Origin of the sequence: Ureaplasma miroungigenitalium (assembly GCF_025780085.1) — a bacterium.
In the GTDB taxonomy this organism is placed as follows: Bacteria; Bacillota_I; Bacilli_A; order Mycoplasmatales; family Mycoplasmoidaceae; genus Ureaplasma; species Ureaplasma miroungigenitalium.
In genome coordinates this window covers 107,814-125,012 of sequence record NZ_JAOXHL010000001.1, presented here as the reverse complement: position 1 = coordinate 125,012, position 17,199 = coordinate 107,814, and the positions used below count along the sequence as shown (strand labels likewise).

At 31.5% G+C, this 17,199-nt stretch carries 12 protein-coding genes; 9 read left to right on the top strand and 3 right to left on the bottom strand.

Annotation, left to right across the window (positions count from 1 at the left end):
- Window positions 1–203: 203 nt before the first annotated feature.
- From deoD to OF376_RS00405, 8 genes are all read left to right on the top strand, one after another.
- Window positions 204–929 (top strand): purine-nucleoside phosphorylase, encoded by a 726-nt coding sequence (gene deoD, locus OF376_RS00440; protein WP_263821588.1) that lies wholly within the window; start codon window positions 204–206, stop codon window positions 927–929.
- Window positions 930–985: 56 nt separating this feature from the next.
- The gene (locus tag OF376_RS00435; RefSeq protein ID WP_263821587.1) at window positions 986–1,384 is read left to right on the top strand and encodes an HU family DNA-binding protein; all 399 of its coding nucleotides are present in this window, start codon (window positions 986–988) and stop codon (window positions 1,382–1,384) included.
- A gap of 57 nt (window positions 1,385–1,441) precedes the next feature.
- Window positions 1,442–1,903 (top strand): transcription elongation factor GreA, encoded by a 462-nt coding sequence (gene greA, locus OF376_RS00430; RefSeq protein ID WP_263821586.1) that lies wholly within the window; start codon window positions 1,442–1,444, stop codon window positions 1,901–1,903.
- A gap of 575 nt (window positions 1,904–2,478) precedes the next feature.
- Entirely contained in the window at window positions 2,479–3,828 is a 1,350-nt protein-coding gene (locus tag OF376_RS00425; RefSeq protein ID WP_263821585.1) for an RNA polymerase sigma factor, read from the top strand.
- Entirely contained in the window at window positions 3,815–4,504 is a 690-nt protein-coding gene (locus OF376_RS00420) for a tRNA (adenine(22)-N(1))-methyltransferase (RefSeq protein WP_263821584.1), read from the top strand. The genes OF376_RS00425 and OF376_RS00420 overlap by 14 nt, the downstream gene beginning before the upstream one ends.
- Window positions 4,464–5,282, top strand: a complete 819-nt coding sequence (locus OF376_RS00415) for a Nif3-like dinuclear metal center hexameric protein (RefSeq protein ID WP_263821583.1) — start codon at window positions 4,464–4,466, stop codon at window positions 5,280–5,282. The genes OF376_RS00420 and OF376_RS00415 overlap by 41 nt, the downstream gene beginning before the upstream one ends.
- Before the next feature lie 326 nt (window positions 5,283–5,608).
- Window positions 5,609–7,441, top strand: coding sequence for a Vmc-like lipoprotein signal peptide domain-containing protein (locus OF376_RS00410; protein ID WP_263821582.1), 1,833 nt, complete (start codon window positions 5,609–5,611; stop codon window positions 7,439–7,441).
- 223 nt (window positions 7,442–7,664) lie between these two features.
- Window positions 7,665–11,741 (top strand): midas domain-containing protein, encoded by a 4,077-nt coding sequence (locus OF376_RS00405; RefSeq protein ID WP_263821581.1) that lies wholly within the window; start codon window positions 7,665–7,667, stop codon window positions 11,739–11,741.
- A 37-nt stretch (window positions 11,742–11,778) separates the two neighbouring features.
- On the opposite strand, the gene uvrC is transcribed toward OF376_RS00405, so the two are convergent.
- The 3 genes from uvrC to der are packed head-to-tail and all read right to left on the bottom strand — an operon-like array spanning window position 11,779 to window position 15,866.
- Entirely contained in the window at window positions 11,779–13,539 is a 1,761-nt protein-coding gene (gene uvrC / locus OF376_RS00400; protein WP_263821580.1) for an excinuclease ABC subunit UvrC, read from the bottom strand.
- A 7-nt stretch (window positions 13,540–13,546) separates the two neighbouring features.
- Window positions 13,547–14,536, bottom strand: coding sequence for an NAD(P)H-dependent glycerol-3-phosphate dehydrogenase (locus OF376_RS00395; protein ID WP_263821579.1), 990 nt, complete (start codon window positions 14,534–14,536; stop codon window positions 13,547–13,549).
- The gene (der, locus tag OF376_RS00390; RefSeq protein ID WP_263821578.1) at window positions 14,529–15,866 is read right to left on the bottom strand and encodes a ribosome biogenesis GTPase Der; all 1,338 of its coding nucleotides are present in this window, start codon (window positions 15,864–15,866) and stop codon (window positions 14,529–14,531) included. Before der ends, OF376_RS00395 begins: the two co-directional genes overlap by 8 nt.
- Window positions 15,867–16,188: 322 nt before the next feature.
- On the opposite strand from der, the gene OF376_RS00385 reads away from it, so the two are divergent.
- Complete coding sequence (locus OF376_RS00385) at window positions 16,189–17,061, top strand: ComEC/Rec2 family competence protein (protein ID WP_263821577.1); 873 nt, start codon at window positions 16,189–16,191, stop codon at window positions 17,059–17,061.
- Window positions 17,062–17,199: the final 138 nt, after the last annotated feature.

The window sequence follows — 17,199 nt, the reverse complement described above, 5'->3', positions numbered from 1 at the left end:
AGTCTAAGCACTCCCTATGGGTGCTTTTTCTTTGTTATATTGATATTTAATAATCAATACTACTAATCTAAAACAGTTATTAATGTTTGCTAAGCAAATAAAAAAGAGAAATTAATTAATTTTTCTTTAATACTTGCAAAGAATAAAGCGTAATTAATTTATAATTAATAGTATAATGTTTAAAATTTAAGGAGAAAATATTTATGACACCACATATTCATGCCAAAAAAGACGAAATTGCCAAAGTTGTTTTGATGCCTGGTGATCCAGTACGTGCTCGCTGAATTGCCGAAACGTTTTTAACGGATGCTATTTTAGTAAACGACGTGCGGGGAATGCTATGCTATACAGGTTACTATAAAGGAGAAAGAATTAGTGTAATGGGACACGGGATGGGGATTCCATCAATCGGAATTTATTCATATGAATTATTCAAATTCTATGATGTTGATACGATTATTCGTGTCGGTTCAACGGGTGCTTATGTTGAAGATTTAAAATTAGGTGATGTAATCCTAGTTAATAAATCATATACAGATTCAACATACCCTGAATTAATCGGGGCAAAAAAAGATAAAGATAACTTTATGTACCCAACACCAAGCATTTATGAAGCAATTAAAAAAAGTGCCCAAGAATTAAATCATCCATTAATTGAGGCTACATGCCATGCTTCAGATGTCTTTTATAATAATGGCCATGAAACATTAGATGAAATTAAAAAACGTACACATTCACAGTGTGTGGATATGGAATCAGCTGGGTTGTTTGCTAATGCGCAAATTTTAAACAAAAACGCTGCTACAATGTTAACTGTTTCTGATTCATTAGTTGTTGAAGCTTCAATGACACCAACAGAACGAGCTACAACATTTAAAGAGATGATGGAAATCGCTTTGAATGCCGGAGTTAATTTCTTAAAAAAATAATTTTTTTTATTATTTGTTATAATAAAAATAATCACATTCAAGGAAAGAATTAATATATGACAAATCAATTAAAACCATTAACAAGAACGCAAATTATTAACCAAGTATCGAAAATGATTAATCAAGATAAAAAAACAACGAAAGAAATCCTAGAAACTTATGAAAACTTTCTAATTCTTGAATTAGCACGGACTGGTGTAGTTAGCTTAGGGAAAATCGGTAAATTTAAATTATCACTTCGTAAAGAACGTAAAGGGATTAATGTCTTTACTGGTGAAAAATTAATTATTCCAGAAAAAACAGTTCCTAAATTCACTTTCACAAAGGGTATTAAGGAAATCGTTAATGTTGATCTTCAAGTAACTGAAGATTCAGTGGAATACGAGGAAGATGAAATCGATAACTCAACTGGTGACGAATTCGTTACAGAAACAGTTATTGAAAAACAAGAATAATTTAATCTAGGCCGTTAGTTTATATAATGGTCTATTTTTCTATTTTAAAGGAGAATTATGAAACACACAATTACTAAAGAAAAAGAACGTGAATTGCAGCAGGAATTACATGATATTTTAAATATTAAATGACCGGAAATTACACGTCAATTACAAGCCGCTCGTGAACAAGGTGACTTGTCAGAAAACGCGGATTATGATGCAGCTAAAAACGAACAAGCGAATTTAAACCGACGAAAAGAAGAAATTGAAGACATTTTAAACGATTACGAATTAATTGATGATACAAAAATTTCAATGGATCGTGTATCACTAGGGAATGTGGTCAGAATTTTCAATTATAAGACTAACAAAGAAGAAGAATATAGTATTGTAGGGACAATTGACGTTGATCCTATGAAAAACCGGATTTCTAACTTATCAGCTTTAGGTAAGGCTTTAGTTGGTTTAAAAGTCAACGAAACCGTTACTTTACATATTGATAACCCCTACAAAGTTAAGGTTTTAGAAATTAAATAAATTAACTAATACCAATAACAAATGATTAAGTGAGTTCCTTAATCAATTGCCATAGCTATTTATAAAAGAACTCCGTTGGGGTTCTTTTATTGTTAATCAATTTTGAATCACACAACACAATTTAGAAAATGAATGGATAACTTATGGTTAAACAAAAACACAAACAGTATTTTAGTTTTGAAAAGCATTTACGTAGCAAAAAAGGTCTAGGAATTTCTTGAGGAATTATCTTAGGGATGATTTTGCTATATAGCATTATTTTCGGAATTATTTTACACTTCTTAAAGCCAGAACATTTAAGCGTGCAACAGGCTTATATTGTTATGCAAAGCAATTTAACAAAACCCGTACAATATATGATTTATACAGGCTTTGCCTGCTTGTATTTTCCTTTATTGTTTTTATTAGGGTGTTGAATTAATAGTATTAAAAACATTTATCGCTCATTATACTACCACGGATTTATTTGGTTCTTGTATGCTTGTGCGTCGGTTTTTGTCATTATTTGCATTTGCTTAATAATAAACATTTTTATCAATTTTTAATATATAGAAAATTTGAAGGAGGAGAGAAATATGCAAAAAAACGATCATACGAAACCGGTTTATCATAGTCGTGAAGAACTTGTAGATAAAATTAATTTAAGTTTTGCGGATGATTTTGCTTTTAATTATATCTTAGAGGAAAAGGATGCTGGGATTTTAGAATCACGAAACCTTTTACAATTAAAAGATCATAATATTAATGAAATTATTATGGATATGGTAATCGAATTATCCAATAAAAAAAGAACCCGAAATACAATTAAGTATTTAAAATTACGTGACCGATTAGCCCAATTTTCATTACGTGAAGAACATTATGAAGAAATTGTGGCCCTACTGCAAAGTTTAGGAATCACTGTAACCCAAATTGATTTATTTCAAAAAGATAAAAAAATGACAGCGGCTAAAAAGCGCGATGAATGAGGAATTGATGATACCATGGAAATTTCTTCATCAAAGATGGGGATTGCTTCATCTTTAGGTGAAAAGGTTGATGATGGGATTAAAGCTTATCTAGGAACATTAGGTGAATCAAAAATTCTAAAAAAAGATGATGAAGAAACTTATGCTAAGATGGTATTAGATGAGGATGAAGCAACACATAAAACGGGTGTCGCACAATTATATACATCAAACATGCGTTTAGTTACCTCAATTGCTAAGAAGTATTTAAACCGTGGATTGGATTTAGAAGACTTAATCCAAGAAGGTTCCACAGGTCTACTAAAGGCCATTTCCAAATTTGACTATGAAAAGGGGCATAAGTTCTCAACATATGCAACATGATGAATTCGTCAGTCAATTACAAGAGCAATCGCAGATCAAGCGAGACAAATTCGTATTCCAGTACATATGGTGGAAACGATTAACAAATTAACTAAAACAGAACGAACATTGGTGCAAGAGTTAGGGCGTGACCCTACGGCTGAAGAAATTGCTGCAGCCATGAACAAACTTGAAACACTAAAGACAACAACACCGATTACAGCTTCTAGAGTTGTAGAGATTAAAAAATTAAACGTTGATCCAGTTTCTTTAGATAAACAAATTGGACATGACGAAGAATCACAATTTAGTGATTTTATTTCAGATGATGAACTAATTTCACCAGAAAAATATACTGAACGTCGAGCATTAAAAGATGAAATTAATGAAATCTTCCGCAAGGTTTTATTAGAAAAAGAAGAAAAAGTGATTAAGATGCGTTATGGATTAGCACCTTATGAACGTCCATATACACTTGAAGAAGTCGGTCAAGAAATTAAAGTAACGCGTGAACGTGCGCGTCAAATTGAATCAAAGGCCTTACGCAAACTAAAACACCCTTCAAAAACAGCTAAACTAAAATCATTCTTACTTTCAATAAATGACGGTAAATAAAAAAATACAAACCCTTGCAACCCTGATTGGTTCCTCAAAAATTTGTGTTGACGTGGGTTGTGATCATGGCTACCTTGGTTTGTATTTATTAACAAACAAACAAGTTTACTTTGTTTATAATATCGATATTAATCAAGGACCATTAAACCAAGCACAAAAAAATTACCAACAAGCAGATTTTTCAAATCAAGCTTGTTTTTTATTAAATGACGGCTTGCGTAATTTAGAAATTAATGAACCCGATAAAGTGGTCTGTATCGCTGGGATGGGTGCACAATTAATTATTCGTATTCTAGAAAACAAACCAAAATCATTTACGCGTTTTGTTTTAAATCCCCATGCTGATGTGCATTTATTGCGTGCATACTTATATGAACACGGTTATCACATTAAGATGGAAGAAATAATTCAAGAAAAAACCCTTTTTTATTTCCTTTTTTCTTGCGAACAAGTAAATAAAAAAGCAGATTATACAAAAAAAGATTATTATATTAGTAGATCATTATGAGCCAGTGCTAACAGCTTATATCGAGACTATTTGCAACAACGTTATACATACTTATCGCAATTGGACTTAACTCGGGTAAATAATGATTTACGCGAAGAATGACAATATATTAAAGAGGTTATTGACGATGAAAGAAAAACAAGTTTTAAAAGTACAGGACATTTATAAATTTTTATTAACGAAATACCCCGCTTCATTAATTGAGAGCGACGACAAAGCTGGTTTATTTTATGAACATGATGAACCAGTTAATTTAGTTTATGTTGCTTTAGAAATTACTGATAAAGTCCTACGAGAAGCTAAAATATATGGAGCAAATTTAATTATTACGCACCACCCTTTATTTACTAGTGAAGATGTTAGTGCTGAAAAACCATATTATGTAAATCAAAAAGCGATTGATTTCTTAAAAGAAAATAAAATTGCTCATATTAATTTACATTCAAACTTTGACAAATCACCACAAGGGATGAACATGACGATTGCAAACTGATTGAATGATATTAACAATAAAGGAATCGGTCTTGGTTTATTAAATATTCAACAATGCGAACAAAACCCTTATATCGTAACAGCAGAAACAAAAGTGGGAATCGGAATTGAATTTATTGCGCGTGTAATTAAATCAACTGTACGTTCACCAATGGTTAAATATAACCACAAATGAATTAATCACCGTGTTAACAAAATTGCTATTTGTGCTGGGTCTTCATACAAATATGCTGACTTTGTGTTTAATGAATTAAAAGTTGATACTTTCTTAAGTGGTGATCTAAAACACCATGACTGAGTAGATGCTGAAGCTAAAAACCAAAACATTATTGACATGGACCACATGGCAGAAAATGTCTTTGTGATGGAAATGGTTAATATTCTAGAAAATAAATATAAAGACCAACTAGAAGTTTACAAAGCTTTCGAACCAATTAAAATTTGTTTAGTTTAATCATTTTAATAAATTAATAAAAAAACATTAATAAATTAATAAAAAAACAGGACTTGTTCCTGTTTTTTTGTTTCTATAACATAAAACAAGGCGTTCCACATATTTTTTCAATACTTTTAAGCTTACTAGCACTAAAAAACAATTTTAGGTAAAAAAATGAAAAAAATCGTTATTTTATAGTACCGAATTCCCTGTACTAAATTAGTAAAAGTGTTATTGTTATTGTGTAATTTATTTTTAAAATAAATAATCTGAATGAATAAATTACAAGAAATTTTATATACGTTTTTAAGCCTATTTAAATAGGTTTTAAGATAGGATGATTTATGAAAAAATTAAACAAGAAATTGTTATTTGGATCTGTTGGGGCTCTTGCCATTTTAGGTTCAGTTGCTGCTGTTGCGGCAAGTTGTTCTAAAGTTGAAGACAAAGACAAAGACAAAGGCAAGAAAAACCCAGGTACTGGTACGACAACCGGTGGTTCAACAGGAACGACAACCGGTGGTTCAACAGGAACGACAACCGGTGGTTCAACAGGAACTACTACTGGTAAAGAAAACAAAAATGTTTTCACACCAATGCCATGATCAAACGATAAAAACGCTCCTGAAATTGCAGGTTCTACATTATTTATCGTTCCACAACCACCGCTTGGACAACACGTTCACCCGGATGGAAGTGTGCACGGACACGTCCACAGTGTTTTAAAATTAGAAAGACAAGCACACGATTTAGTTGTAACTAAAAACCCAACTGAAAACATTAACTTAGCTGACCCAGTTCCAAGCATCGCAGAAGTTCGTATTAATTTCGTTTCTAAAGACGAAGCTAATGATATTGAAAACAAATTCGATAGCGAAGGTAACGCTGGACTTTATGAAAAAGATGGTAAAATTTACAACGCTAAAGGCGAAGAAATTAACATCAATGTAAATAAACCTAAATTCTATTATGACAATATGAACAATGTGCGTTTATTAACAAACATTCCAGGTTTCGAATCTAACATTGTCACATTTACAAAAGAAGACGTTGATCGTGGTTATTTAATTGCGAAGTTCTCATTCACTCACGGATTACCAACAGTAGCTGAAAACTTATTTGAAAAACAAATTAACTACTTCTATGTAAACCGTTTACAATTCTTACACTACCACAATGACCAAATTGGTGACCACTGAGAAGTTAACTTAGCTAATTTACCACGTGTAACTGTTAAATATGAAGTTGAAGGTAAAAAAGTTGAAGAATTCAGCGAATTAGATAGCAAGATGATTGAATACCGTGGAATCTTAGATGGTGCACGTGAAGCGATGACTTGAATTCACCCAGATCGTCGTTTCAAATTTGAAGGTAAATATGGTCACAAGATGATTACTTTAAACACTCAAAAAGATGTTCATGATTTCGATGGCGAATTGAAAAAAGACGCTAATGGTAAACCGGAAACTATTGGTGGATACACATTCTGAGAAGGTCGTTTCCCTAAACGTGGTAAAGTTACATGAGTTGAAAAAGTTTCTAGTACTGCACCAAAAGAAGCAGCAACTGCTTCATACGCTTTATATGCTAACCCATATTCACAAGATGCTGCAGGTGGTAAAGATATTAAAAAAGGTAATCTTTACTTATGAAACGAATTTGTAAAAACTGCTGTAGAATTAGACCACTTATTAAATGTTGAAGCACCCAAATCTAAGATGACTGCTGAACTTGATAAGAAAATGGCTCCATTAGCTCAAAAATTAGCAATTTTAACTCAATTCATTGATAAATATCGTGATCTTGACGTTGTCGGTGACGAAGTTTATGGATATACTGATGAATACATGGTTAAACACGTTAGTGACTTTGGTAAAATCCCTGGTCAACCTAATGAACCTACAAACATTTTCCAAACTGAACAACCAAATGATGCTGAAAAAATGTACAACGCTGTTTTAAATGCAGTATTAGCATTAAACTCTGAAATTAACAAAGCAAATATTGATTATACTAAACCACAAGCTTTAAACGAAGGTTTAACTTTAATTCAAAATGCAGTTGATGCTTTAAGTGCTCGTCTTGAACAATTTAAAGCTCAAGACGAATATGTTGATGACGGTAAAGCTGACCTAGTTACTCCTCCTACTAGCACTCCAGCTCCAGCAGGCAACTAATCATTCACAATTAATATAACAAATATAAACAAATATCACAAAAAAACAGGTTATCCCTGTTTTTTTATTTCACTTATTACATAAATTTTGTTAATGTTTTGATATTGAATATTTAAACTGTTTTTTGTTATTATATTCTTAATATCTAAAATATATATGATATTTCTTATCAATTGTGCAAGTTTTTTATAAACTTTATGTAAGTTAGTAATTAGGAGTTAATATGACTAAAAAAAATAAATGTAAAATTTTTCTATCTTTAAGCCTAGCCACATTACCACTACTTTTGTGAACAGCAAGTTGTGTGCAAACAAAAAACAAATCAATTGATCAAATACCAGATAAAAAGACACAAAATGAAATTGCGAACAATGAACAACAAAACGAACCAACAAATCATAGTGACCACGATAAAATACCTAATGAACACCAGCAAATCGATGATGATATTGGTTTAATCAACGAACCAGAAGAAGATATAGAAACCCAACAAAATAATGATAATCAAGATCATTTAGCAAATGATCATGAGAATAATCAGAATAATGATACTAATGATGCTTCACGCACAGAAGACAACAACCAAGACTCTAAACCATCCCAAGATGAATTAGTTAAGAACGAAGAGGATCTTCCACCAAATCAAAAGGATGACCCACAGAATTCTACTCAAGATGATGATCCAACTAATAGTCAAGATACAAATCCAATTCATGATAACAATGAATCTAGTAACAACCAAAAAAATGAAGTTGATCGGAAAATAAATGAGAATAGTTTTCACTATGTTGCACCATTTTTAAAAAATGATAATTCGATTGATGTTTTGACATATAAAAACCAAGATGTTAATGTTAGCGCATACATGCCCAACATTTTGCAACCAGAACGTGTGGCCCCTGTCTATGCAAACTTTTTACAAACAAATGCCAATTTTATTAATTTAGATGACAAACTAACAATCAGTCCATCAAATACTAATGGGGCTAAATTCTTAAACTATAGAATGAACAGTCAGACATGTGAAATTTATTTTAATATCCAAAATGCGTATGGTGAATTTTACTTAGATTACACTGTAGATAATTCCACCACAATACAATCTGTTAGAGTAGTTAAAATTAGAGGTTCAATCTATCGTGCTGTTTTAGAGTTGACCAATCAGCCTCAAAAAATACAAATCAAGAAGATGAAAGATGGTTTAGGACAAACCATCGCTGATTTAAACGAGCAACAAATCGCTATCTCAAACAAAGAAGAATTTGATCCATATGCAATAGGTTATTATCGTTATAGCCAATGAACAAGTAAAGAAAATGATGAAAATGTTCAGATTGCTTTCAACATTTCGCAAGCTAATAATTTAGAACCAGCAAATGCGAGTTTTCAAATTCGCTATTTTGACAATCAAAAAAACTTAATCAAACAAATTTTTAATCGTAGAGTTATTGGTTCAACACAAAACTCTAATGATTACCAATATTATGTAGTTATTCCTAAAAAACAATTAAGCTGAATTGATGGTATTTATTTGCAAAATGAATACACTGATAATACTTATAAAAAAATTGACGTCACTAATTTGTTGGATTTATCAGTGGGTATGGAATCTTTAAATAATCTACAAATTACATGGATCCCTAAGAATGTAGAAAAGGAAGTTGCCTTACATTATAGCAATTTTAATCAAACAAATATCGTTAATGCCAAAGCCTTAGTCAAAAGTGCTAATCCCTTTGAACCGTGAGCGCAACAAGTTGATTTGAAAATTAATCCAACTCAACAGACATTGCTGTTTGATACGCAGGTCTTACCAGCTCATTTAACTGATTTTGTCATCACTGACGTTTTAATTAATAATGAACAACTAATTCATCTTGGCTTACGGGATAATTTATTTGAATTTCATATTTTAAATAAGATTAGCGATGAGCAAGTTAAATTAACTGGCTTTGATGTCTTTAAAGATGAAGTTAATAAGAATGTTTATGGGAGTTTGAAATTAGATTTTAGCAATGCAGATATAAACCAATTCCGTAACAAATGAATTCTCTTAGAGTTTAGTATATCAGATGCTAATGAAACGAGTTCACATGTCTTTGAACAAAAATATAAAACGGTTATTAAATTTGAAGATTTTGCCAAGTTTGGATTAAATGGGTTTGAAGAAGGGGTCGAATATCATTTAGAAAGTGCTCAATTTGTTTCACCCTATAATTTAAAAAAATATTCAAATTTAGAGTTAAACAGTTCTGTTAAGAAAAACTTTGCCTTTCATTTTGACTACACACAAACGCCTATCAACCAGTATTTAAACCAAACTCCAAAAGAGAATAAACCAGTTCTTATTAATCACCCACAATTATTATCAACTGAGTTAAATTTGAACAAAAATGATTTATTTGCCTTAGTTTCTAATGCTGATGAAAACAAGGATACCATTTTATATAGCCCGCAAAATTTTTATGCGTGATTAAGATACTCCACTTATGTTTCACGTCGCAATTTAACTTCAGTGCGTCGTATTAAAATGATTGATGAAACAGGTCAAGAAATCAAATACGAGGTCATCATGGGTAAAGAAATTTTATCAAACACATTATGAATGATCAATGATGATCATCAACAGGTGATGATTGATAAAGACTTGGATCAATTTGTTAATTGAGATACGATTGCTAACGAAACACTTTTTAGCTTCAAGTTTCAACTTGATATGAAAAAGATGAAACTAGATGATATCTATAACGCCGATTTCAAGCAGTATAATAAAAGTTATTTAAGTGCCACATTTAGCTATGCTGATTTGGTCAAACTTGATGTGAATCAATCACTTGTACCTAGTTTAGATTTTGATGTTAAAACCGATAGTTTAACTCGCAATGAACAACGTTTACAAGCCATCTTAGAGGCATATAGTTTTAAGATACAAAAACTAGCTAACCATCGTGTTCGTCTAATTATCCAAGCTAAACATCCCGATGTTTATTTAACAGATAACCCAACGGTGCATTATTTTGCTAACCAGAAAACCGGTTTATTAAATGATGCACGGATTATTTTGCAATATCCCCACCGGATTAATCAAGATATTAACATTGAATTTCAATCACGTCCATTGAAAGATAATATTTTATCAATTAGTACAAAGGAAACGATTTTAGATTCGCAAAATAAGGAATTCCATCACCCGGACTTAACCAGTCTGTTTGAGTATCAAATGGCTGGTACAAAAAACTTACCACTACGTCGGGTATTTGCGGATGATGCTAGTGCGGGTGGCTTGGCCACAGTCCGCGAAAGAGCTTTTTCCTTAGATGCTGATTTAAGTTCATCTAATTCAATTTTAGGACGGGTAAACCCACAAAATGAACATGATTATCGTTTCTACTTTATTACGAACACACACGTCACTAACTTATTTCCCCAAACTGATAATGCGTCTTTAGACCATGATGTAACGAGAAAAATTAAAGTTAATTTCCGGATTCCAATCACCTATTTTAAACCAATCAACTATGAAGAAGCGGGAGCGATTGAACCGTTAACCAAAAATTTATACTGACCGAATGGTTTTGATGCTGAATTAGAGATTGTCTCTAATTATCGCGATAAAAACCAGTTCTGAAACTTTCATGGGTTTAGAGATAATTATAGCAATGTTTTAGAAGATACAAATAATAAACGCCGTATTGATATGACCATTTGTATTATTGATTTAAGCGACTTTTTTGCCCAATATGATCATCAAAGTCCAGCTTATCAAGCCTTAGATGCTAATTCTAAAAAAATTGCTGATTATGTTTTACATTGAAAAGAATTACCAATGATGCAAGTATCGCGGGAAGCTTATCACGTAAACGATTATGTGAATTTAAACTGATTCCAAGGTAGTTTCCCTGTTAATGGGGACGGACACACGAAAGACAATTACCATTTGCAAAGATATCGAGAATATATTTTTGCTCATTCAACCCCAATTATGCGAATTGCGCACGGACAAGGAAATGTAGCTAACAATGCCATTGGTTTCCCTACATCAATCATTGATGCCACTGGAGGAATGTCAGGTAGTGGAGTTTTTGATAGTCAAGGAAATATCGCTGGCTTATTCACAGCTGCTGCTGATAGTTTAGGATATGCCTATTTAATTAACGGTAACGAGTATGATTTTTATGGTGATGGTACGAAACCATTTAACCAAGCCAGCTTTTATGAAAAAGCTCGTCTATTAGGTTATTTATATCCACAACGATATGATGATCAGACCTTTAATGAAAAGGGTTTCTGATTTATTTAAAAACATGAGAAAACAAAAAAACAGGCCCACCTGTTTTTTATTTGTATGATTGTAAAAAAGTAAATAATGTTTGAGCTACTTTCTTGCTTAATATTTGTTCTAAACTTGATAAACTAGCTTGTTTTAAATGATCAATATCACGGTAGTATTGCATAATTTTAGCTTTGGTTTTCGGACCAATCCCCGGAATTTCGTCAAGAAAAGAATGCGTCATCTTTTTGGTTTGTTTTTTACGTAAAAAAGAAATAGCTCAGTTATGAACCTCATCCTGCATTTTCGCACAATATTTATAAAAGCTTGAACGACGATCAAAGTCATATTCTTGTTTATCTGTGAAAACGATTGCATGAGTTTGGTGATTATCATCTTTTTTAAAACCGATGATCGGTATTGACCGTTGGATTTCTTGTAAGGCTTTTTGCGCGGCATTAACTTGTGAAATACCTCCATCAACGATAATTAAATCAGGAGTGTTTTCTAAATGGGTGTAGCGACGTTTAATTACTTCATACATGAAATGATAATCAGATTGTAATTCTTTAGTTTGTAAGTTGTACTTACGTTTAAGTCGATGATTGATTTCACCGTTAACATAAACAATCATGCCAGAAATCGGTAGATCTAAAAAGATGTTGGAATTATCAAAAATTTCGACGGTTTGTAAATTGGGAATGTTAACAAGAGTACTTAATTGCGTTCAATTATTCTGAACATTGTTTTTGTTTTGAATTAACGAGTGCAAATGTGAATCATAATAGGCGCGTGCGTTGTATACTGCCATTTCTAAGATTGATTGTTCTTTTTTGTTTTGTGGAATTTCAAAAACTTGGTTTAATGAAGATTTTAGAAATTTTAATTGATCATCGGGTAAATAAATTAAACAACGTGATTGTTTATGTAAGCTGTAATATTGGATTAAATAACTGACCAGCATTTCGTTTAAGTCATCAACAATAATGCTGTCATAAAAAATGTGCTTACTTAATAAGTTCCCTTCTTGATAACGGAAAATATTAATTACTAAATAGCCATTTTCTAAATAATAGCCAATGACATCAAAGTTATTTTCGATATCTAATTGGACTAATGAAGCCACTTGTAAGTTCAATAAACTTTGTTGTTGATTAAAGTATTTTTTTGCGCTTTCAAAATCTCATTTACTAGCGGCGAATTGTTCTTTTTCTTTTAAAGTGGTAATTAAACCGGCTACATCGCCTTTAAACAAGGAGGCAATTTCTTTTTTGAACTGTTCATATTTAGCAAAAGTTTCGTTACTCACGTGATGGGCGATGCATTGCTGTAAATGATAGAACATGCACGGTTTATCTTCGGGTTGCTTGCATTTTTTAAATGGATAGAGATTATTTAAGAGTATTAATAAATCATATTTATGACTTGTTTTATCAGCAATCGGTCCATAAAAAGTACCAATTTTTGGATTATAAATTCGTTGGTAAATTAAACGCGGGTGTTTTTCATTAGTGACACAAATATAAGGGTAGAAATTCCCTTCTTTTAACAAAATATTAAAACGGGGTTTGTGTTTTTTAATTAAATTGTTTTCAAGAATTAAGGCTTCGTTGGCGTTGTGTACTACGATATAGTCAAAACCAGCAATTTGTTTGACTAATTGCTGGGTTTTAAAATTATTGTGTTCATAAAAATAGGAATGCATTCGATCAAAAAGATTTTTAGCTTTCCCTACATAAATGATCTCGTTATGGCTATTTTTTCACAAATAACAACCAGGCTGTTTGGGGATATTAGTTAGTTGCTGTAAGATAGAAACGGATTGCATATGTTTTTTATTGATGGAAAATTAATTCCATATAATCCATAATCACAGCATCATCGTAAACTACTTGGTATAAATAATCAAGTAGCGGGCATGCTGTATTCAAGTGGTGTTTTTGTAATAAATGATAGACCCCACATAAACTATCTAAACCTTCAGTAGTAGTTTTATTGTGTGCTAGTAAAACACTAGCCTTTTGCTTGCTTAGTTGTAAACCAAATTGAAAGTTGCGTGATTTTTGATCTGTACATGTCAGAATTAAGTCACCTAAACCATAATAATCAATGAAATCATCAGTTGGTGTTTGATAAACTTTATGAGCTAATAATAAGACTTCTTGCACCCCTTTAGTTAAATAAGCACACAAAGCATTTTTTGACTCGTAAAGCCCTTGCACTAATCCACATCCAATAGCGAGTACATTTTTCATACTAGCAAAAAAGTTAGCACTTTTAACATTTGTACTGAAAGCTAAACTAAATCAAGGAGTACTAAAATCCTTAATAATCGCTTGACCTAACTGTTCATTATTACCTAATAAATTAATTTTAGTAGGTTTTTGGACAAATACCTCAACAGCAAAACTAGGACCTGACAAACAAAAAACACCTGCACAATTAATTTCTTGTTCTAACACGTCATTTCATAATTGTAATTTAGTTAAATCCATACCCTTGGAAGCATTAATTAAAACACTTTGTTGACAATTGAATAACTTTAATTGGTCAATAACGCTTCTTAAGGCGTTTGATGGTACACACAAAATAATTCTTTCATAAACATTCATTGTTAAAGCTTGCGTTAAATCATTATAAACTTGATTAATTTGACCAAGAAATTTTTGCTGACCAAAATAAGCTTGGTTTGTTTGTTGATTCTTAATTTCATTTAGTTCATTAGTATTGATGGAATAAAAATCCACTTGGTGTTGATTAGCTAACAATGGTTGACTTAACGCTGAACCAAAGGCTCCAGATCCAATGATCAAATACTTACTCATTTTCTAATCCTCGGATTTTTTTGTTCTTATCTTGTCAGTATAAAGTGATTGGTACGCTATCAAAACCAAAACGTGCACGGATTTCATTTTCAATATATCGCGCATAACTAAAGTGTAAATATTTAGGGTTATTACATTTAATTACGAAAGTGGGAATTTGTGATTCAACTTGCACAGCATAGCTAATTTGAATCCGCCCCCCTTTGTGTAAAGCCGGATCAACAGCAACGTTAGCACGAATTAATGTGTCGGTTAGAACACTTGTAGAGATATGACGGTCTTTTTGTTCACGAATCATTTCAATCGTTTCAAAAATGGTATGGATACGTTTATTTTCTTTAGCACTAATGAAAACAATGGGAGCTCAAGATAAGTATTTAAAGTGTGAACGCACCTTCTTAATAAATTGTTGCATGGTCTTATCATCTTTTTGTACAGCATCTCATTTATTCACCACAATAATCGTAGGAATATTAGCTTGATAAGCTAGTCCTCCTACTACCTCGTCTTGTTCACTAATAGGTTGTGAACCATCAATCATAAAAAGGATTAATGAAGCACGTTGAATGGCTTTTTGAGTTCTTAAAACAGCATATTTTTCTACATCTTCGCTAATTTTACCTTTACGACGGACACCCGCTGTATCGATAATGGTATAGCCTTTTTTATTGTATTTAAACATGGCATCAATACTATCACGCGTTGATCCTGCTTGGTCGTGCACAATCGAACGGTCTTCATTAAGAATGGCGTTTAGCAATGAAGATTTTCCTACATTAGGTACTCCGATAACACAGAATTCAAAATTGTCATCATCTTTATCAATCGGATTGGGTGGTAAATCAATCACTAGCGCATCCAATAAATCACCAACCCCAACAGAGTGTTCTGCTGAAACGTAGATTGGTTTGCCAAAACCAAGTGCATATAGTTGATTCTCATTTTCTTTATTAATGTTATTTTCTGACTTATTAACAACTAACAAAATCTTTTTAATAGCTGCTGTTTTTTTTAACATTTTCGCAATCATCATATCATTAGCATCAATTCCATCTTTATGAGAGACTAAAAAAATGATGACATTTGCTTCATCAATAGCAAAGTTTACTTGACGAATTATATCTGGTTGATAAACATCGTCGGTTTTAGCTAATAGCCCACCGGTATCAATGAGCATAAATTCTCTTAATAATCAGTTACCAAGCCCATAAATACGGTCACGCGTAATTCCTGCCTGATCATTAACAATAGATTGTTTACGTCGAATAATTTTATTAAATAAGGAAGATTTACCTACATTTGGTTTTCCTACAATGGCGATTGTTTGCATATATTTTCTCCTTGTTGAATGAATTAATTAAAGTAAAAAAGAGCAAGTAGACGTTAAATGAAATATGCATAATATTTATTTAAACAAAACACATCAGTATCACTATTTTTTATACTGAGCAATTTTATTAATAAGTGTGATTAGTAGTGTGGCTACAAAAACATACTACGCTTTATTATTAAACGCGTTTGTGTTAGCTTTTTTTATTTATTATAGGTTTAATTATAAACTAATTATCCTTTATGTTTTGAGCGGAATCATAATTGGCTTGTACACACATTATTTAAGTAGTGCTTTTACATATCAAAGATTGTGCCATTTGATGAACGAATACAATTCGCAAAGTTTAAAAAACAAAATTATTGTATTAGTAAGTAGAAATATTACTGATCAGCAGACTCTAATTTTCTGCAAACTGCTGATTTTTAACGTTAAAACACCAGGACAGTTTCTAGAGTCTTTATATAATTTAAACATCGCCCACTTATTTATTGTTTCAGGTTTGCATTTATCATTAACGCGCAAATTGATTAAAAAAATTCGACACAAACAAATTTGTCGTCTTTTTGATACCTTATATTTTTGCTTAGTCCTTTTTTATGCTTATTTATTAGATTTTAATCCGGGTATATGACGGATTATTATTAATTATTTCATAAATTTTTTGAGCAAATTTTTGGATAAAGAAAAACAATTGACCCCATTAAACAAATTGGGTTTAAACGCTTGCATTAATATATTTTTATGCCATGCACATGCTTATAGCTACGCATTTTATTTTAGTTATGGGATTTTATTTATTTGACACACTTGCCAATTGTATTTAAATCCTCAGGAAAAAATTTTTAATTTTCTTTGTTTAAATTTTTGCATCTTTATTGGTTCATCATTGATCGCTGCGACAATGGTCTTACATATTAACCCCTTAGGTTTAATTTATGCTCAGCTTTTTGCTTGACCAATATTATGTTTACATCAAATATTATGCTGATTAATTTTTATTCCCCATGCCTGAATAATTTTTTATGAGGTTATTAAAGTGATTTATTCATCGATTGCCTACATTAATCAAATCGACGCATTGATTGTTTTTACTAACCACCTGCAAGTTTGCTTTAAAATTTTAACTATCACTTTTTTTAGTTTTTTCGTTATAATAACTAAAAAATATAAAAAAGTCGTCTTTTTTGCTTAATAAAGCATAAAATATAATTAGCCAAGTTCTATGTTTTTATAACGTATTTGATTAGTTAGATCAAGATTGTTAAAAAACTTAGATCAACTTACATTTTGTAAAGTTTAGCTTGGCCTTGGAGGATGATTTAATCACCTT